We start from the raw sequence: 18,589 nt of genomic DNA on the forward strand, positions 1-18,589 counted from the left end.
ACAGCGCTCGCATTACGCAACAGAATTTCGGGCGCTCCCGGGGCTTGTCAAGGGGGTACCGGAAGCGGAACTCCGACGGCCTGAACGGCCATACCCCTCCAGTGGAGAACCTGCAGGTCACGCCCGTTACCACACGGTACGAAAGCAACGCCTCCGCGCCCCGGCCGACTTGATCGAACCACCCCCTCCGCGGCAGCCGCCAGAGGGTGCCGCGACGCGGGCGGCACCGCGGGCCGACCGACCCACCGCCGATGCTCCTTGTGCGGCACTCCGTGCCGCGTCGGCCGCGGACCCGGACCGCCCCCGGCGCTGCGGACCCGCTCTCGAACTCCCCTCCCCGGCCACCGGTGTGACGCCGCGTCAGCCAGGTTCCCGAGACGCCTGATGGGACGCGTGTGACGACAGCTCCGACCAGGGAACCGTTCCCGCAGGGTTCGCCGGCGAGGGGCGTGCAACGGGCTCTTCATATGCTCTTGACAGCCAACTCGCGGCTGTCGCATCGTCTCTCACGACGCAACGAAATGCGCGATGCGAAACAACCGGGTGTCACTTCAGCCCGTATCGCGTCCCGTACCTCCCGGCCGTACTTCACGGTCAAGTCCCAGGTCCCACCGGTCCGTACCTCCGCCCCGCACGCACGCCGCGGGGCGGTGCCCCCTGCGCGCCGCGCCGCCCCCTGCCCTGCCACACAGGGGCGCGGCACGGCAGCACCTCTGTCCTGCACCGCACCCGGCCGGAACTCAGCTCCCGCCCGCCTCAAGGAGCCCGACAGTTGCCACACGAAGTACGCGCGGTCATCGCGCGGGAGAAGGGCGCGCCGGTCACGGTGGAGACCATCGTGGTCTCCGACCCCGGCCCCGGTGAGGTCCTCGTCCAGGTGCAGGCCTGCGGCGTGTGCCACACCGATCTGCACTACCGCGACGGCCGGTTCGGCGATGCCTTCCCCTTCCTGCTGGGACACGAGGCAGCGGGTGTGGTGGAGACCGTCGGCGAGGGAGTCTCCGGTCTCGCCCCGGGCGACTTCGTCGTCCTCAACTGGCGGGCCGTGTGCGGCCAGTGCCGTGCGTGCCTGCGCGGCCGCCCCTGGCACTGCTTCGACACCTGCAACGCCACCCGGCCGATGTCCCTGGCCGACGGAACGTCCCCGAAAGGCGCAGGGAAGGACTCCGTCCTCTCCCCCGCCCTGGGCATCGGCGCCTTCGCGGAGAAGACACTGGTCACCGCCGGCCAGTGCACCAAGGTGGCCCCGGTGACCCCCGAGGCCGCCGGCCTGCTCGGCTGCGGATTCATGGCGGGGTTCGGTGCGACCGCGCACACCGGAGGGGTCGAACGCGGCGACTCGGTCGCCGTGATCGGCTGCGGAAGTGTCGGACTGGCCGCCGTCGCGGGCGCATTGGCCGCCGGCGCCGCCCAGGTCATCGCCGTCGATGTGAACAAGCGGAAGCTGGAGGGCGCTGCCCGGTTCGGCGTCACCCACACCGTCGACTCCTCGCGCACCGACCCGGTCGAGGCGGTCCGCGAGCTGACCGGCGGCCACGGCGCGGACCTCGTCGTGGACGCGGTGGGCCGGCCCGAGACGTACCGTCAGGCCTTCTACGCCCGGGACTTGGCCGGCACCGTGGTCCTGGTCGGCGTGCCCGGGCCGGAAGCCGGGGTGCAGCTCCCGCTCCTCGACCTCTTCGGGCGCGGCGGAGCGCTGAAGACCTCCTGGTACGGGGACTGTCTCCCGTCCCGCGACTTTCCCGCTCTCCTCGAGCTGTACCGGCAGAAACGCCTCGACCTCGATGCCTTCGTCACCGAGAAGATTCCTCTGGACGCGGTGGAAGAGGCCTTCGAGAAAATGCACCGAGGAGAGATCCTCCGTTCCGTAGTGGTCCTGTGAACGCCGCGCTCGCGCCGGCCGACGGCGCCTCAACTCAAGGGACTTCCGGGACTTCCGGGACTTCCCGCCGGACGAGGGCACCACCGTTCCACCGGGCCGGCGACTCGCGCATTCCCGCCCGTACGCGGCGGGAGCGCCCCGTCATTCCTGGCGCCACGCCCGTCCCACTCCTTGTCCCGACTCCCGCCGTATACACGTCTGACACCTGACGAAAGGTGGCACGATGACCCTCGACAGCCTCCCTTCCAGCCTCATCGCCACGCTTCCCGGTGGCACCTACACAGATCCCGGGTACTTCGCTCGCGAACAGCAGCATCTGTTCGAGCAGATGTGGTTCTGCGCGGTCCGCAGCGACGAGTTGGACAAGCCCGGGAAGTTCCGCACCGTTCAGGTCGGCCGGGAGAGCGTGCTGGTCACCCGTGCCCGCAACGGCTCGGTCCGCGCGTTCCTCAACATCTGCCGGCACCGTGGGGCGCGCCTGTGCACCGAGGAGTCCGGCGAGGTCAAGCGCTCCTTCCAATGCCCGTATCACGCCTGGACGTACGGGCTGGACGGCAAGCTGGTCGCCGCGCCCAACCTCACCGAGATGCCCGACATCGACCGCACCGCCTACGGCCTGGTCAATGTCCACGTCCGCGAATGGCTGGGGCAGGTGTGGGTGTGCCTGGCCGAGGACCCGCCCTCCTTCGAGGAGGAGGTGATGGGCGCGGTGGCCGAACGCCTCGGCGACACCGAGTCGATCGAGCGCTACGGCATCGAAAACCTTCATGTGGGCCGGCGGATCACGTACGACGTGAAATCCAACTGGAAACTCATCATCGAGAACTTCATGGAGTGCTATCACTGCGCCACGATTCACCCCGAACTCACCGAGGTGCTGCCCGAGTTCGCGGACGGTCTCGCCGCGCAGTATTACGTGGGGCACGGCGCCGAGTTCTCCCAGGAGGCGCAGGGATTCACCGTCGACGGTTCGGAGGGACTGGACCGCATTCCCACCGTCGCCGAGGACCAGGACCGCCGCTATTACGCGATCACCGTGCGGCCCCAGGTGTTCATCAACCTCGTGCCGGACCACGTGATCTTCCACCGGATGTACCCGATGGCGCACGACCGTACGGTGGTCGAGTGCGACTGGCTCTACCTCCCGCACGTCGTGGAGAGCGGAAAAGACCTGGACCGCTCCGTGGAACTGTTCCACCGCGTCAACCAGCAGGACTTCGACGCCTGTGAGCGCACCCAGCTCGGCATGGGCTCCCGCGCCTACGCCGCCGGCGGCGTCCTCGTCCCCAGCGAGCACCACATCGGCGACTTCCACACCTGGCTCCAGACCCGCCTCGCCAAGGAGGAAGGCACCAACTGACCTGTTCCGCCCAGCCTGTTGACCGCTCCCCCTTTCCAGGAGGGTGAGCGGTCAACGGCACGGTACGACGCGAGGGTTGCCCGTACGGCGCGCCCTCGCGTCGTCGCGCGCGCGGTCGTCGTGCCCGCTTCAGGTATCCGGTGTCAGGCGTCCGGCTGCTGTTCGGCGAGCTGGGCGTCCATGTTGATGCTCAGGTCGGCGATGAACGTCTCGAACTGTGCGAGGAGTTCGGGCGGGTAGCGGGACATCATCGCGTCCAGGCGCCGGGCGAGGGGGCGGAAGAACGCGTCGGCCTGTTCCTGGATGTGTTCGCTGCTGTGCAGGGTGATGACCCGCCGGTCCGTGTGCTCCCGGGTACGGACGACGTGCCCGGCCTCTTCGAGACGGTTCAGCAGCGCGGTCGTCGCGCCCGAGGACAGCAGGATGCGCTCGCTGAGGCGGGCCGGGGACAGCGGCGCGCCCCGCTCCTCGGCGGCGACGATCTCCAGCAGAGCGTTCGCGTCGGTGGAGTGCAGCCCCAGCCAGCCCGCGAACCGGCGGCTGAACTCGGTGAAGTGCCCCCCGTAGACCCGGAGTCCCTCCATCAGCCGCTCGCGCTGCGCCACGACGCCGCCCGACGCCTCTTCCTCCGCCACGACTCCGCCCCACTCTCTTCCGTCCGGTGACTGCCGTTCGCTTTTGACAACCTATCGTTCACGTACTTACCTTCACAGTGGAATTACTTTACCGTGGAGGTATCGAGATGCGTGACCCGTCCCCCGCCCGCCGGTGGCTCGGCCTCATCGCCATCGCCCTGGGCGTGGCGCTGATCGTCGTGGACACCACGATCGTCAACGTGATCGTCCCCTCGATCGTCGAGGACCTGGACGTCACGTCCGTCCAGTCGCAGTGGATCCAGGAGTCGTACGCGATCGTCTTCGCCGCGCTGCTCCTGCTCACCGGCCGGGTCGCGGACATACTCGGCGCGCGGCGGGTCTTCGTCGCCGGCGTCGTGGTCTTCGGTGTGACCAGCGTGCTGGCCGGTCTGGCCCCGTCCAGCGGACTGCTCGTACTGGCCCGCTTCCTGCAGGGCGCCGGCGCGGCCATGATCCTGCCGACCTCGCTGTCCCTGCTCAACGCGACCTTCACCGGCAAGGCGCGCGGTCAGGCGTTCGCCGTGTGGGGCTCGACCATCGGCGCCGCCTCCGCGCTCGGCCCGCTGCTGGGCGGCTGGCTGTCCGAACACGCCACCTGGCGCTGGGCGTTCGGCATCAACGTTCCGCTGGCCGCGCTGATCGTCGTCGGCGCGCTGCTGTTCCTCGCGCCCTCGCCGCGTACGAGGGGCCGCGTCGACGTGACCGGTGCCGTCCTGTCCGTCGCGGGCCTCGGCCTGCTCGCCTTCGGGCTCGTGGAGGGCCGCACGTACGGATGGCTCGCCACGGTCGAGCCCCTGCACGTCCTCGGCCTCACCTGGAGCGGCGGGCCCTCCCCCGTCCTCGTCGCGCTCGCGCTGGCAGTCCTGGCGCTGGCCGCCTTCGTCCGCAGGCAGGTGGTGCTCACCCGCGGCGACGACTCCGCGCGGGCGCTGATGGACGTGCGGCTGTTCTCCCTCTCCTCCTTCCGCAACGGCAACCTCGCCACCTTGATCATCAGCCTCGGCGAGTTCGGGATCGTCGCGGTGCTCCCGCTGTGGCTCCAGTTCACGCTCGGCTACAGCGCCCTGCAGGCGGGGCTCGCGCTCGTCCCCGTGGCCATCGGCAGCTTCGTCGCCAGCGGCGCGAGCTTCGGGATGGCCGCCAAGGTCTCGCCGTTGAACATGCTGCGCCTCGGCCTGGCCCTGGAGGTCGCCGGACTGGCCGGGCTCGGGATCGTCGCCGCCGTGGACAGCCCGTGGTGGACCATCGCCACGGTGCTCTTCCTGTACGGCATCGGAGTCGGGTTCGCCACGGCCCAGGTCACCAATGTCGTGCTCCACGACGTTCCCGAACACAGCGCCGGTCAGGGCTCCGGAATCCAGAGCGCCTTCCGGCAGTTGGGCTCGGCGCTCGGCATCGCGGTACTCACCACGGTCTTCTTCACGACGCTGAGCTCCAGGCTGTCCGAGCGGCTCCACGGTGGCGGCCTCACCGGCGCGCAGGCCGACAAGTTCACCGGCGCGGTGACGGACAGCGCGGGCGCGGCGATCGGCCCGCTGGCCTCGCACCCGCAGACCGCCTCCGTCGCCGACGCGGCACGGTCGGCGATGACGGAGGGCATCAACTACGGCGCCTGCGTCGCCGCCGGCTTCATCGTCCTCGGGCTCGTCGCCACAGCCCTGATCCCCGGCAAGACGCCCTCCCCCGCCACGACCCCCGCCCCGACGGACCCAGAACCCGCCCCCAACTGACCCCCACCCCGACCCTCTTCGCCCCTCCTCTCCCCCGTCGGCCCCTCCCCGAGAAGGAACCCATGGCGCACAAGACCGTTCTGATCGCGGGGGCCGGCATCGCCGGGCCCGCTCTCGCCTACTGGCTCCACCGGCACGGCATGACCGCCACCGTCGTCGAGCGCGCACCTCAACTGCGCCCCGGCGGGCAGACCGTGGACCTGCGCGGCGCCGGGCTCGACGTCGTACGGCGGATGGGCCTGGAACCCGCGGCACGCGCCGCGGCCACGCAGGAGGAGGGCCTGAGGTTCGTGGACAGCGCGGGCCGGACGAAGGCCGCCCTGGCGGCGGACGCACTGGGCGGCAAGGGGCCCGTCGCGGAGCTGGAGATCCTCCGCGCCGAGCTGTCCTCCCTCCTCCACGAGCACACCCGCGAGGACACGGAGTACGTCTTCGGCGACCGGATCACCGCGCTGGACGACGACGGCGACCGGGTCCACGTCACGTTCCGGCACGGCCCCGCCCGTACCTTCGACCTCGTCGTCGCCGCCGACGGACTGCGCTCCCGTACCCGCGACCTCGCCTTCACGGACGGCACCCGTACGAGGCATCTCGGCCTGTGCACCGGCTACTTCACCATCCCCCGCGCCCCGTCCGACGGCCGCTGGGCGCGCTGGCACAACGCTCCCGGCGGCCGGGCCGTGAACCTGCGCCCCGACAACCAGGGCACCACCCGGGCCTCGCTGTCCTTCCTCTCCCCGCCCCGCGGCTACGAACTCCTCGGCCAGGACGGGCAGAAGCAGCTCCTGCGCCGGCTCTTCGCCGACGTCGGCGGGGAAACGTCCCGCGTCCTGTCGGCAATGGAGGAGGCACCGGACTTCTTCTTCGAGTCCGTCGCCCAAGTCCGTATGCCCCGCTGGTCGCAGGGCCGGGTGGCGGTCACGGGGGACGCCGGCTACTGCGCCTCGCCGCTGAGCGGCATGGGCACCAGCCTCGCCCTCGTCGGCGCGTACGTCCTCGCCGGTGAACTCGCGCGGCACGACCATCACCGCGACGCGTTCCGCGCCTACGAGACCGCCGTACGCCCGTACGCGGAGCGGGCCCAGAACCTGCCGCCCGGAACGCCCCGGCTCGCCATGCCCCGTACCCGTACGGGCATCCGCACCCTCCACACCGTCCTGCGCACCGCCACACGCCCCGGCGTCAGCAAGGCGCTCCGCCGCTTCCTGATCCCCCCGGCCGACACCTTCACCCTCCCGACCTACGGGTCGTCACACTGACGAGGAGACCTCGCGAGGGCCGGATGCGGGCATGATCCTCGGCGAAGGGGCGGCGCGGTCCGCCCTGGAAGAGTGCGGCGACGAGCTCCGCGTGGCGTACGAGCAACTTGCCGCCGGTAAACCGACGTTCGCGCCCAGGCGACACCTGCCCACGCTCCGCAACGGCGACCTGGCGCTGACCTCGGTACGGCTCGCCGACGGCACCGTCACCGTCGAAGTGGCACGCCGCCGGCCGAACGGCACCCGGCTGTGGGCGATCGACCAGCCCGGTCTCCCCGGCCAGGTCACGACGGGGCCCGACAGGCGGGGTCAGTTCACGCGGCGCTCCCGCGATCCCGCCCTCCCGCAGCAATACGTCTGCGGACCATTTCCTTGATCTCTTCCGGCAGCGCGTCGGCGGCCGGCAGCCGTGGCAGCAGGTGCGGCTCGCGTGTCGTCGCACGGAAGCAGAGCGCGACGCTCACGTCATGGGCGGGCCGGTGCACGACCTCCACCGGGTCGCCGGCGCGGATGTCCCCCGGCTCGATCACGCGCAGGAACGCGCCGGGCAGCGCGGCCTCGGTGAACCGCTTGATCCACCCGTCCCGCTCCAGCCAGCCCTGGAACGTCCCGCACGGGACCCGCGGGCACGACACCTCCAGTACGACGTCCGGGCCCACCCGCCAACGCTCCCCGATCAGCGCCGCGTTGACGTCGAGGCCGACGGTCGTCAGGTTCTCCCCGAACACGCCGTTGGACAGCGGCCTGCCCAACTCGCCCTCCCAGCCGGTGAGATCCTCCCGGGCGTACGCGTACACGGCCTGATCGGAGCCGCCATGGTGCGCGACGTCGTACGTACGGTCCCCGGCAAGGCCGACCGCGCCGATCCCCTCACCGCCCGGAGCGGCCACGGCCACAGGACCCCCGACGGGCCGCTTGTCGATCCCCGTCGCCCCGTTCCCCTTCCACGGGTTGGCCCGAGCCCTGCCCACATTCACGGAAAGCAGCTCCATCCCCCGACGCTACGACCCCCTCCCCCACCCCGACGACTCATTTCCCGCGGCCAGGCACCGAGCGGCCCGCCCCCTCCGTTCGCCCGCGGACGCAAAGCGGGCTGCCGCTCTGCGAGGTACTGCACTTGCCCTCGCGAACCGGCGCCGCACGTGCCCGTGCCGTCTACTGGCAGGGGTTGATCCGACGGTGCGTGGAGAGGCGGTCGATGCGCGAGGACGAGGGCGGCGCGGCGGACGTGGCGCCCGACGACGCGGGGCACGCCGGCAAGGCAGATCTGCCGGCGTCTCTCCGGAAGGCGGCGTCCTGGAGCGCCGCGCTGCTGTTGATCGCCGGTGTGGTGGCGTTGGTGCTCGCCGTGTGTGTGCTGCTCCGCGCCGCCGTCGTTCCCCTGCTGGTGGCGCTCCTCGTCACCGCGCTGCTCGATCCCCTCGCGCGGCGGGCCCGCGGGCTCGGGCTGCCGAAGGGGATCGCGGCGGGTCTGACCTGCGTCGTCCTGGTCGTGGTCGTGGACGGCGCCCTTTTCCTGCTCGTCACGCTGCTGTCGGACGCGTCGGGCCAGATCGCCGACGCGTTGCGTCGGGCCGCGGGGAAGGTGAGTGGCGACGGTCCGGTGGCGAAGGCCGTGCACCAGGCAGCGGACGGGCTGGGGGATCTCGGCAAGAACGCGGCGGAGAACGCCGCCAAGGGCGTCCTGTCCGGGCTGGGCACAGCCGCTCAGTTGCTGATGGCCGCCATCCTCGTGCTGGCGCTGGTCTTCTTCCTGCTCCGGGACCGCGAGCGCGCTGTCGTGGCGCTGCGCGGCATCGCCCCGGCCGGCAGCGATGCCCACGTGATCCGGGCGTTGCGCAGGGCGTACCGCGCGATGAGCGGATTCATGCGCGGGACGACGTTCATCGCCGTCGTCGACGCGCTGTGCATCACGCTGGGGCTGGCGCTGCTCGGGGTCCCCAACGCGTTCGCGCTCGGTGCCCTGGTGTTCGTCGGCGCCTACATCCCGTACGTGGGGGCGTTCCTGTCCGGCACCGTCGCCGTGCTGGTGGCTCTCGCGGAAGGCGGCTGGGGCATCGCGCTGGGGGCGCTGGCCGTGGTCTTCGCGGTGCAGATCCTCGAAGGGGTCGTGCTGCAGCCGACGGTCCAGAGCCGTACGGTCGCGCTGCATCCGGCGCTGGTGATGCTCGCCATCACGGCGGGAGCGGCCCTGGGCGGGCTGATCGGCACGCTGCTGGCGGTGCCGCTCGCGGCGGCCGCAGTCGGCGTGGCGGCGGAACTCCGCGGCGCGGCCGCCCGCACCGGTACCGGCGACGCCCCGGGGTGAGGCCCCGCAAGGCCTCACCGTCTGCTGCCGCTTGACGAGCCGTCAGCTACGGCCCGCGTTCGAGGTGGCCGCCACGCGCTGACGCCCCTTCCGGTGCGGCCGGTCAGCAGGCTGGGCCCACACCGCAGGCCGTGGTGGAGCGTCAGTCCCCGGCCTTGTTGACGGCCGCTTCCGCGTCGACGACGCCGAGGCCCAGCCGCGTGTCGTGGTCGGGGTTGCGGGCCGAGGCACGGATGGTGTCGATGATCTTGTCGGGGCTGAGCCCCTTCTCGTGCAGGAGGGCGGCCACGGCCGACACGTACGGTGCGGCCATCGAGGTCCCGTCGAGTTTGCCGTAACCCGTGTCGTTCTTGAGCGTCTCGCGGACGGTGTAGGTCGGGAGCGTGGAGAGGATGCCGACGCCGGGCGCCGAAACGGCCTGGCGGGCGCCGAAGTTGGAGAAGTCGGCCGCCTTGCCGTTCTGGTCGCTGGCGCCGACCACCAGGACCGGCGTGTCCGTCTTGTACGGCTGGGTGGCGGCGCCGTCGTTGCCCGCCGCGGCGACGACCACCGCGCCCTTCGCGTTCGCGTGCCGGATGGCCGCGTTCAGGATGCCGCCCTGGAGGAGGTTGGACATCAACGGCCCTTCACCGAGGGAGAGGTTGATGACGTCCGCGCCGTTGTCGGCGGCCCACACGATGCCCTTGGTGATGCCGGCGTTGCCGCCGCTGCCGTCGTTCCCCAGCACCCGTACCGGCATGATCTTGGCGCCGGGGGCGCCTCCCGCGACGCCGGTGCCGTTGTCCGTGTCGGCCGCCGCGATGCCCGAGACGTGCGTGCCGTGCCCGTTCCCGTCCCGTGGCTGCCGGTCGCCGTCGACGAAGTCGTAGCCCTTCACGAGACGCTTCTTCAGATCGGGGTGGTCCAGGTCGACGCCGCTGTCGACCGTGGCGATGACGGTGTCGTCGCCCTTCGCCTTCTCCCACGCGCCGGGCAGCTGCAGCGCCTCCAGCCCCCATTGCTGTTTGCGCTTGGGATCGGTCTGCCGGTCGTCACCGCATCCGCCGAGCGCGGCGGTGACGAGGAGGGCCGTCGCCAGTGCGGCCGCCCTGGTCGTTGCGCGGCGCATCACGCCTCCGTGCGGTCGTGGCGGTAGACGGCCAGCGCCCAGATGACGAAGACGTCGAGGAGGAGTACGAGGGAGCACCAGACCGGCGCGTAGGGAAGGAACAGGAACTGGGCGATCAGGTTGAGCGACGCCAGCACGATGCCGGTCATCCGTGCCCAGGCGGCGCCGCGCAGGATGCTCGCGCCCACGAGGATGCCGAGGATCCCGAGGACCACGTGCACCCAGCCCCATCCGGCGACGTCGAGGTCGTACACGTAGTCGTGCACGCGGGTGTAGACGTCGTCCTCGGCGACGGCCGAGATGCCCTGGAGGACGGCGAGGACACCGTTGATCACCATCAGGACACCGGCGAACGTCACGGTGCCCGACACCCAGCCGCTGTTGGTGCGCGGCGGCGGCCCGTGACCGGGGGACGGATGGGAGGCGTTCGGCTGTGCCATGCTGTCTCACCTTCTCTTCGGCAGCGGAGGCGGCCTCTGGCCCCGCCGGCTCTCCCCGACCCTCCGGGCCGGGCCCGGCGGTCACCACGGGAAGACGGCCGTCTGGAGCACACGTCGTGACACGTCGTCACCCGGCCGTGCGATGGGGCAGACCCCTCGGTGGGGATCCTCTGTGCCTGTGCACGGCGCTGAGGCGGGAGAAGACGACGAGGCTGGCCTCGTACCCCGAGTGCGTGGTCCTCCCACGCCGGTGCGGGGCCGGCTTTCTGCCGCGCGCCGGTCGCGCTGGGGTGATCCGCCATCGCACCAACGTGCGGCTCTTCGCGCGGGCCGTTGTCACCCGTGCGGGACACGCCGCGACACCACACATGTGCCGTGCCCGCTGTCGGTCCTGCTCTACTGCGGGGCGTCGTCACGGGAGGGCGGCGCGGAGGAAAGACCACTCCGTGCCATTCTCAACTTATAGCGGATGGGGGGCCTTGCGGCAAGGCCCCGGGTAGAGCGCAGAATCTTCAACCTGATCCGGCACCTGCGGAATTGGCAGAGCTACGGAATTCGCGTGGCGTTCTCGACGGATTTCCCGCGCGAGAACGTCGCACCGCGGAGGAAACGAGTGCCGCGGGAGTGGACCCCGACACGGAAGTGCAGGTGCGCGCAGTGCAGGACTGCGCAGAACGGCTTGACCGCAATTCAACCTGGGGGAACGGGATTTCCATGATTGACGTGATCATCGCCGGCGGCGGGCCGGCCGGGCTCATGCTGGCCGCCGAATTGCGGCTGCAGGGCGTACACACGCTCGTGCTGGAGAAGGAGCCGGCGCCGACCGGGCACGCGCGGGCGCTGGGCCTGCACGTACGCAGCATCGAGGTGATGGATCAACGCGGGCTGCTGGAGCGGTTTCTCGCGCTCGGCAAGAAGTACGAGGTGGGCGGCTTCTTCGCCGGTATCGAGAAGCCGTGCCCGAGCCGGCTGGACAGCGCCCACGCGTACGTCCTCGGCATCCCGCAGCACTTCACCGAACGCCTGCTGACCGAGCACGCCCTCGCGCTCGGCACCGAGATCCGGCGCGGCTGCGAACTGGTCGGGCTGAGCCAGGACGATCAGGGCGTGACTGCCGAGCTGGCGGACGGTACGCAGCTGCGCTCGCGCTATCTCGTCGGCTGCGACGGCGGCCGCAGTACGGTGCGCAAACTGCTCGGCATCCCCTTCCCGGGCGAGCCCTCCACGGTCGACCGGCTGCTGGGCGAGGTCGAGGTGGCCGGAACACCGGAGGAGATGACCGCTGCGGCGGCCGAAATCGGCTCGCCTGACCTGCGGTTCGGCCCCGCGCCCCATGAGGAGGGGGTGTACCGCTTCGTCATGCGGGCCGAGGAGGTGACCGAGGACCGTTCGGCGCCCACGACCTTCGAGGAGTTCACACGGCGACTGCGGGAGCTCGCCGGCACGGACTTCGGCGTGCACTCTCCGCGCTGGCTCACCCGCTTCGGGGACGCCACCCGGCAGGCCGAGCGCTACCGCGACGGCCGCGTACTGCTGGCCGGCGACGCGGCGCACATCCACCCGCCGATGGGCGGGCAGGGCCTCAACCTCGGCATCCAGGACGCCGTCAACCTCGGCTGGAAACTGGCCGCCGAGGTCAACGGCTGGGCGCCGGAAGCCCTGTTGGACACCTACGAGGCCGAACGGCACCCGGTGGCCGCCGACGTACTGGACAACACCCGCGCACAGCACGAGCTCCTGTCCCCCGAGCCGGGCCCCCGGGCGATGCGGCGGCTGCTGTCGGAGCTGATGGAATTCGACGAGGTGAGCCGCTACCTGACCGAGAAGATCACCGGCATCGGCGTCCGCTACGACTTCGGCGACGGGCACGAACTGCTCGGCCGGCACCTGCGGGACGTGGAGCTGAAGCGCGGCCGCCTCTACGGGCTGATGCACGCCGGCCGCGGCCTCCTCCTCGACCAGACCGGCCAGCTCTCGACAACGGGCTGGACCGACCGCGTCGACCACATCACCGACACCAGCGACGAACTCCCCGTCCCCGCAGCCCTGTTGCGCCCGGACGGCCACGTCGCCTGGACAGGCGACAACCAACAAGACCTGCTCCGCCACCTCCCGAAGTGGTTCGGCGCGGCGACGAGTTGAGCGCGGGTAGACCCCGGCCTCGGAGGGCGGCCACAACGGCAAACCGGCCTACTGGTCGCCCTCCCGGCGGCGCCCTCTTGCCGGGGGCAGCAGCGGGCCGCCCTCCCAGCGCTGGAATATCAAGTTGGTGTGCACAAGGGCGACTTCGTCGCGGTACGTGAGTTCGTCGAGGACGAGCCGTTGCAGGGCGCGGGCGTTCTCGGCGGCCACGTGGATGAGGAAGTCGTCGGGTCCGGTCAGGTGATACAGGTCGCGTGTTTCCGGTTGTTGGAGCACGTGCTGGACGAAGGGGTCGACGAGGGCACGGCGGTGCGGCTGCACTCGCACATACAACAGCGCCTCCAGCGGCCGGCCCACCTGTTCGGGGTCGATGTGCAGGCGGTAGCCGAGGATGACGCCCGCTTCGCGGAGCCTGTTCACTCGGTCCAGACAGGTTGACGGCGCGACACCCACGTGGGCGGCGAGTTCCTTGTTGGGCATCCGGGCGTTGTTCTGCAGTGCGGCGAGAATCTGCAGGTCGACCGGATCCAATTCGGCAGATCGGGACATTGTCCGAACCGTACACGGAGCAGCTTCTCAATCCCCGTCGATTTACCGAGACTTCACGTCAGCGCCCCTCGGCGCTCGACCTGCTGCTCCCACTCAATGGATCGCCATGCTGGAACACCTGCCGGTTTTCTTTGGAACCACAGTCTTGATGCTTGTGGTGCCGGGGCCGGATTTTGTCCTCGTCACCCGGCACGCCCTCGCCGGCGGGCGTCGCCAGGCCTACTGCACGATCGCGGGGATATGCGCCGGACTGGCTTTCCTCACGCTCGTGACCGCCGGCGGTCTCGCCGCCTTCCTGGCCGCCGACGCCACAATGCTGGGGCTTGTGCGCATGGCAGGCGGCGGCTATCTCGTGCTGCTGGGCGCGACGTTGCTGCTCTCGGTGCGGCAGCGAGGGCGCCAGACCACGACACCTCAGCCCGCTTCGGCCGGCGGACGCACGGCTGCGGCCCAGGGGTTCCTCAACAACGTGCTCAACCCGAAGGCGCTGGTCTTCTATCTCACCTTCATGCCCCAATTCCTGGTGTCAGGGCCTCCGGTGTTCGCGCAGACACTCCTGATGGGGGTACTGGTGGTGACATGCGCGGCCCTCTGGTGGACGCTCTACGTCACCGCGATCGGTTACCTGGGCGCGGCCCTGACGCGACCAGCGGTGCGCCGGGCAATCGACGCGGGAGCCGGACTGGCCCTGGGCGCACTCGGCATCACGTTCCTCCTCGCCGGGCCGTAGGCATCGGGCACTGAACCGGCCATCTTCCGTCCGGGGGCGGATCGTTGGAGTTGGAGGGTGGACGCGGGCCTCGGTGAGGCGGCTTTTGTTCCGGCAACCTCCAGGGGCGGGTCTCCCCTACGGGGAGCCGCCGGCGGCTGCGGCAGGCCGGATAGCGTGGGGCGCGCGGCTCAGCCGCGACGCGGGCCGGTGACATGCGCCCCGCGTTCCCGTCTGAGCCACAGTCAGAACACGAGCGGCACGCCGCCCGTGGGTGCACGTAGAGGGTGGCAAGGCGGAGGTACCAGTGCTGGTCTGGATAATTCTGTTTCTGATGGGGCCGGTGGTTCTGGGCTTCGGCGTACGGGAGTTGCGCCTGGAGCGGCTGCTGCGGCTCAAGGGAGTCCGCGTGCCGGGGAGCGTAGTCCGTCATGCACGGCGCTCGACCGGCTCGTCCGACCGGCCCAAGCGCCGCGCCCTGTTCGCGATGGTCGGGTACGTCGATGCGGACGGCAATCCGGGCGAGCTCAAGGTGACCTCCAACGGCACCCGCGACTGGCCTGTCGGCCGCGAGGTGCCGGTGGTCCATCTGCCCGGCGCACCCGGCACGGCGCGCATCGACGAGATGTCGGAACGGCACGCCAAGGCGCGGGTCTTCGTGGCGGTCGGGGTGGGCTTCACCGTGATCCCGCTCATCGGCCTGCTCTCCGGAGCGGGCCACGGCTGAGCCCGGACAGCAGCGGGAGCCACAGCGGCCTGGTTGGTGCCGCCCCCGGACCTGGCCACCGGCGGCGGCCCGCTGGTTCAGCCCCGGCTGAGGGGCCGTTCCGCCAGCCGTTCGCTCTGGAGGCGGGTGAGCCCCTGTACCAGGCTCACCGTGACGGCCGAGAGCGCCAGCGTCACCGCGTCGGTGAGCAGCATGAGTGCGACATCCAACCGTGCACCCGACACGGAGTGGTTCACATACCAGGAGTCCATCTCGGTCGGGGAGAGGCACATGGACAGCAGCCACAGCCACCACCAGCTGTGCACCAGACCGAGGCGGGGTCCGGGACGCTGCGGAGGGCCGTGGCCGTTCCACTGCGGGGCCGGAAGGAGGGGCGTCCGGCTAACCCTCCAGATGTCGTTCATCACCTGCTTCGGCATGAAGAAGTTGCAGACGGGGATGAAGTGGCAGCCGATCGCCATCCCCGGGGAATAGCGCACCCCGCCGGGCGCGAACACCTCGGTGTTCACCCGGACCCGCCAGTACCACATCACCACGAGCACCAGCAGGGCGATCGTCGTCAATACCAGAATCAGGTCGATGCCGTCCGACCACACGACCAGGGTGCCGTAACCGCCCAGGACATCGCCCAGCGTCTGCGACGGGGTCATCTCCTCCGTGGAGCCCAGGCCCCCGTAGACAGTCAATCCCAGGACCAGCCTGGCCAGTTCCACCAGCATCACCACACCCAGCACGGCGTACAGGCCGTTGGCGAGTCCGCTCAGGGGCCGGGCACGGCGGGGTACGCCCGGGCCGGGCGGTGGCGTGCGCCCGGGGCCGGGCGGTGGAGCCATGCCCGGCCCCACCGGAGGCCCGGCCTGCGGGATTCCGGCGCCGTACTGGAGCTGCTGGGCATGCATCGCGGGCGTCAGGACGGGGGCGGGGCCGTAGGCACCCGCCTGGGGTGGCACCGCCGCCGCGGGAGAGGAAGCGACAGGAGCCGCCGCGGGAGAGGACGCCTCCGCGGCGGACGGTGTCTCTGCCGCCGGCGCGTCCGCCTGTTCGCGGGCGTCGCCGGACTGCCCCGGCTCCCCGGCGCCTGCGCCGCCCCTGGCGGCTTCGGGGTCCTCGCTGTCGAGCAACTGCACGGCGCGCCGCCCGAGTTGGGCCAGAACCGCGTTCGGCAGCCAGTCGTCTCCGAGGTCGTCCTCGGTGCACCCGGCCAGCTCCTTCAGGGTGGGCCGCTGTTCCGGGTCCTTGGCGAGGCAGTCCTCGACCATGTCGCGCAGCGGCCCGGCGAGCCCGTCCAGTTCGGGCTCCTCCTCGGCGATGCGGAACAGTGCCGCGGGGAGGCCGCCGTCGGAGGAACCGAACGGCTGCCGGCCGGTCGCCGCGTACGCGAGCACCGCTCCGAGGCAGAACACATCGCTGGCCGGGGTGATGTGCCTCCCGCGCACCTGCTCCGGGGACATGAAGCCCGGCGAGCCCACGAGCGCGCCCGTACGTGTCCGCACGCTGCCGGACTCCACCACCCCGTCCAGGGCGCGGGCGATGCCGAAGTCGATGACGCGCGGGCCGTCGATGGTGACGAGGACGTTGGACGGTTTGAGGTCGCGGTGGACGAGACCGGCGCCGTGAATGACGCCGAGTGCGCGCACCAGTCCAGCGGCGAGCGCGGAGACCGAGTGTGCGGGGAGAGGGCCGTACTGCTCGTCCACCACCTCCGACAGCGAGGGGCCCGCGATGTAACCGGTGGCGACCCAGGGGAGCTCGGCCTCGGTGTCGGCGGCGAGTACGGGCGCGGTCCACGCCGCTCCGTCCACGTCCTGTGGGTCCCCCGCTCCCACACGACGGGCGGCGGCGACCTCCTGTGCGAACCGGCGGCGGAAATCGGCCTGTTGGGCCAGCTCGGCGCGTACGCACTTGACGGCCACCGTGCGACCGCGCGCGGAACGGGCGAGATACACCCGCCCCATGCCGCCCTCACCGAGTCTGGCGAGCATCCTGTTCCCACCGACCCAGCGCGGGTCGTCGGCACTGAGCCGCTGCATGCGCGAACCCCCCTCGTCGTCTCGCTGCGCCGAGGATACGCGCAAAGATCTTGATCAGCCCGGCCGGGGCGGACCCGTCCGGCGCCGCCCCGGCCGACAGGGCGGGACGCCGACGGGCGGGCCAACTCCCGCTCGGCAGCGGCCGGTTCGGAACGGGATACCGCCCAGGACCTCCCGGGCCGCAGGGCCCGGGAGGCAGCGCCTAGGTGAGAGGCTCGCCCTCCTCTGAGGGGAGGGTGTCCATGAAGGAGCTGACGGAGAAGACCGCGCGGCCCGCGCCGGCCGGGCCGTAGCCGGGGGGCGAGGAGAGGCCGTGCCGCGCCATGGCCGAGCGGTACGCGTCGAGGAGCCGGATGTGGTACTCCAGCGGCGCGCCCAGCGGGTTGCGCTTGCCCATCGGGGTCGTCGGCTCCGGGCACCAGGTGGTGAACCGCGGGGTGATGCCGCGGGACATGAAGTAGTCCAGTCCCTCCGTGGTGGAGGTGATGGCCTCGTCCACCGTGTCGAAGCCGTACGGCGCGGCCATCTCGATACCGGCGACGAAGTTCGGGATCACGTTCCGCGGCCCGAACACCTCGGCCGAGTCCAGGATGCGGCGGTGCCACTCCTCGCGGCCGACGTAGCGCTCCTTGCCGGGGCAGTACTGCTCGAAGAGCTTCTTGTCCCACACCTCGTAGTTGGGGTGGTAGATGCGGATGCCGTAGTCGTGGAAGCGCTGTACGTCCTCCTTCGGCAGCGCCTGTGCGACGACCTTGCCGGTCCAGCGGCCGGGGAAGCGCTCCTCGATGGCCTTGGCGTACATGCCGTAGAAGTCGGCCTCGTCCTTGCCCTGCACCTTCGAGGTGATCGAGCCGCCGGTGAGGGTGTAGGCGCGGGAGGCGCCGAGCGTGTCGTGATCGGAGATGATCTGGAGCGCCTCCAGCACCTCCTCGACGGGCTTCACACCGGTGTACGGGCGGCCCGCGGCCTTGTGCTGACGCCAGTTGTGGTTGATGTCGCAGTACTGGCACTCCTCCTTGGCGCCGAAGTACTGGCACACCCGGAAGGCGGTCAGATAGATCAGGTAGCCCCACTGGATGGTGGGCGCGACCTCCATCACGGACTTGCCGTTGGACAGCGTGTGCCGGTAGTAGTCCGGCATCGGCGGCAGGCCGACGTCCGAGATCTTCCTCTCGTCGAGGTAGAGCCCGAGGGTGCCGTCCTCGCCCGCCCGTACGCGGTAGGGCGAGTCCGGGTTGACCCGTACGGAGACCACGGTGCGCCGCAGCTCGTACGGGCCGCCGGTGAGCACGATCTCCTCGGGGGGCCGGCGCAGCGCGGCCTCGCCCAGCTCGGGGAGGGTGCGGTGGTCGAAGGAGAAGATGAAGTACGACTTCGGCTTGACCTCGCCGGTCGCCTCGTCGGTGGTCTCGCTCAGCGCCGAGTCGTCGAAGGCGATCCCGCCCCGGAGCAGGTCCTCCTTGATCACCGCTTCCCGTGGAATGTGCGGGAAGCGCTGCATCAGATCCTCGACCAGCGCGGTCCGGTTCGGGTGTCCCCGCAGGTCCTGCTGGGGGGACGGACCCTGCTTGGACGGCAGAAGGGTCGGCATCGGCAGAGGGGTCGACTCTGGCGGCATGGTGTGATCAGGCTCCTCACTTAGCGGCCCAGGGGGCATACCCGACAGTACTCCCGCGCCCGAGTGGCCTGTGCACCTGCCTCCTCCCAACG

16 protein-coding genes are annotated in these 18,589 nt (G+C 70.9%); 9 read left to right on the plus strand and 7 right to left on the minus strand.

Annotated elements, in window-relative coordinates; genetic code table 11:
* Window positions 1–772 precede the first annotated feature (772 nt).
* Together AC3AGO_RS02905 and AC3AGO_RS02910 are read left to right on the plus strand one after the other, a co-directional pair.
* Window positions 773–1,882: an S-(hydroxymethyl)mycothiol dehydrogenase gene (locus AC3AGO_RS02905; RefSeq protein ID WP_487818499.1), complete on the plus strand. Its 1,110-nt coding sequence runs from the start codon at window positions 773–775 to the stop codon at window positions 1,880–1,882.
* A 223-nt stretch (window positions 1,883–2,105) separates the two neighbouring features.
* Window positions 2,106–3,242, plus strand: coding sequence for an aromatic ring-hydroxylating oxygenase subunit alpha (locus AC3AGO_RS02910; protein ID WP_487818500.1), 1,137 nt, complete (start codon window positions 2,106–2,108; stop codon window positions 3,240–3,242).
* A 143-nt stretch (window positions 3,243–3,385) separates the two neighbouring features.
* Here AC3AGO_RS02910 and AC3AGO_RS02915 read toward each other — a convergent pair whose 3' ends face one another.
* Complete coding sequence (locus AC3AGO_RS02915) at window positions 3,386–3,826, minus strand: MarR family winged helix-turn-helix transcriptional regulator (protein ID WP_487824518.1); 441 nt, start codon at window positions 3,824–3,826, stop codon at window positions 3,386–3,388.
* A 158-nt stretch (window positions 3,827–3,984) separates the two neighbouring features.
* On the opposite strand from AC3AGO_RS02915, the gene AC3AGO_RS02920 reads away from it, so the two are divergent.
* The 3 genes from AC3AGO_RS02920 (at window position 3,985) to AC3AGO_RS02930 (ending at window position 7,242) form a co-directional block, all read left to right on the plus strand.
* Complete coding sequence (locus AC3AGO_RS02920; RefSeq protein ID WP_487818501.1) at window positions 3,985–5,607, plus strand: DHA2 family efflux MFS transporter permease subunit; 1,623 nt, start codon at window positions 3,985–3,987, stop codon at window positions 5,605–5,607.
* A 62-nt stretch (window positions 5,608–5,669) separates the two neighbouring features.
* Window positions 5,670–6,866, plus strand: a complete 1,197-nt coding sequence (locus AC3AGO_RS02925; protein WP_487818502.1) for an FAD-dependent monooxygenase — start codon at window positions 5,670–5,672, stop codon at window positions 6,864–6,866.
* Between the two features lie 31 nt (window positions 6,867–6,897).
* Window positions 6,898–7,242: a hypothetical protein gene (locus AC3AGO_RS02930; protein WP_487818503.1), complete on the plus strand. Its 345-nt coding sequence runs from the start codon at window positions 6,898–6,900 to the stop codon at window positions 7,240–7,242.
* Here AC3AGO_RS02930 and AC3AGO_RS02935 read toward each other — a convergent pair.
* Entirely contained in the window at window positions 7,181–7,858 is a 678-nt protein-coding gene (locus AC3AGO_RS02935; RefSeq protein ID WP_487818504.1) for an MOSC domain-containing protein, read from the minus strand. The two genes, AC3AGO_RS02930 and AC3AGO_RS02935, sit on opposite strands and share 62 nt — an antisense overlap.
* Before the next feature lie 206 nt (window positions 7,859–8,064).
* On the opposite strand from AC3AGO_RS02935, the gene AC3AGO_RS02940 reads away from it, so the two are divergent.
* Window positions 8,065–9,174 (plus strand): AI-2E family transporter, encoded by a 1,110-nt coding sequence (locus AC3AGO_RS02940; protein ID WP_487818505.1) that lies wholly within the window; start codon window positions 8,065–8,067, stop codon window positions 9,172–9,174.
* Window positions 9,175–9,316: 142 nt separating this feature from the next.
* Here AC3AGO_RS02940 and AC3AGO_RS02945 read toward each other — a convergent pair whose 3' ends face one another.
* Window positions 9,317–10,282, minus strand: a complete 966-nt coding sequence (locus tag AC3AGO_RS02945) for a S8 family serine peptidase (protein ID WP_487818506.1) — start codon at window positions 10,280–10,282, stop codon at window positions 9,317–9,319.
* Window positions 10,282–10,722: a DUF7144 family membrane protein gene (locus AC3AGO_RS02950; RefSeq protein WP_487818507.1), complete on the minus strand. Its 441-nt coding sequence runs from the start codon at window positions 10,720–10,722 to the stop codon at window positions 10,282–10,284. The genes AC3AGO_RS02945 and AC3AGO_RS02950 overlap by 1 nt, the downstream gene beginning before the upstream one ends.
* A gap of 714 nt (window positions 10,723–11,436) precedes the next feature.
* On the opposite strand from AC3AGO_RS02950, the gene rox reads away from it, so the two are divergent.
* The gene (rox, locus tag AC3AGO_RS02955; protein ID WP_487818508.1) at window positions 11,437–12,864 is read left to right on the plus strand and encodes a rifampin monooxygenase; all 1,428 of its coding nucleotides are present in this window, start codon (window positions 11,437–11,439) and stop codon (window positions 12,862–12,864) included.
* 48 nt (window positions 12,865–12,912) lie between these two features.
* On the opposite strand, the gene AC3AGO_RS02960 is transcribed toward rox, so the two are convergent.
* A complete protein-coding gene (locus AC3AGO_RS02960; RefSeq protein ID WP_487818509.1) occupies window positions 12,913–13,413 on the minus strand; it encodes an Lrp/AsnC family transcriptional regulator in 501 nt (166 codons plus the stop codon).
* Between the two features lie 106 nt (window positions 13,414–13,519).
* Here AC3AGO_RS02960 and AC3AGO_RS02965 point away from each other — a divergent pair, with 106 nt between their 5' ends.
* Together AC3AGO_RS02965 and AC3AGO_RS02970 are read left to right on the plus strand one after the other, a co-directional pair.
* Window positions 13,520–14,143, plus strand: coding sequence for a LysE family translocator (locus AC3AGO_RS02965; RefSeq protein ID WP_487818510.1), 624 nt, complete (start codon window positions 13,520–13,522; stop codon window positions 14,141–14,143).
* 313 nt (window positions 14,144–14,456) lie between these two features.
* The gene (locus tag AC3AGO_RS02970) at window positions 14,457–14,849 is read left to right on the plus strand and encodes a DUF3592 domain-containing protein (RefSeq protein WP_487818511.1); all 393 of its coding nucleotides are present in this window, start codon (window positions 14,457–14,459) and stop codon (window positions 14,847–14,849) included.
* Window positions 14,850–14,926: 77 nt separating this feature from the next.
* Here the strand turns inward: AC3AGO_RS02970 and AC3AGO_RS02975 are convergent, their stop codons facing one another.
* Window positions 14,927–16,879, minus strand: coding sequence for a protein kinase domain-containing protein (locus AC3AGO_RS02975; protein WP_487818512.1), 1,953 nt, complete (start codon window positions 16,877–16,879; stop codon window positions 14,927–14,929).
* A gap of 202 nt (window positions 16,880–17,081) precedes the next feature.
* Window positions 17,082–18,380 (minus strand): radical SAM protein, encoded by a 1,299-nt coding sequence (locus AC3AGO_RS02980; RefSeq protein ID WP_487824519.1) that lies wholly within the window; start codon window positions 18,378–18,380, stop codon window positions 17,082–17,084.
* Window positions 18,381–18,589: the final 209 nt, after the last annotated feature.

Source organism: Streptomyces sp. BL1 (assembly GCF_057628045.1).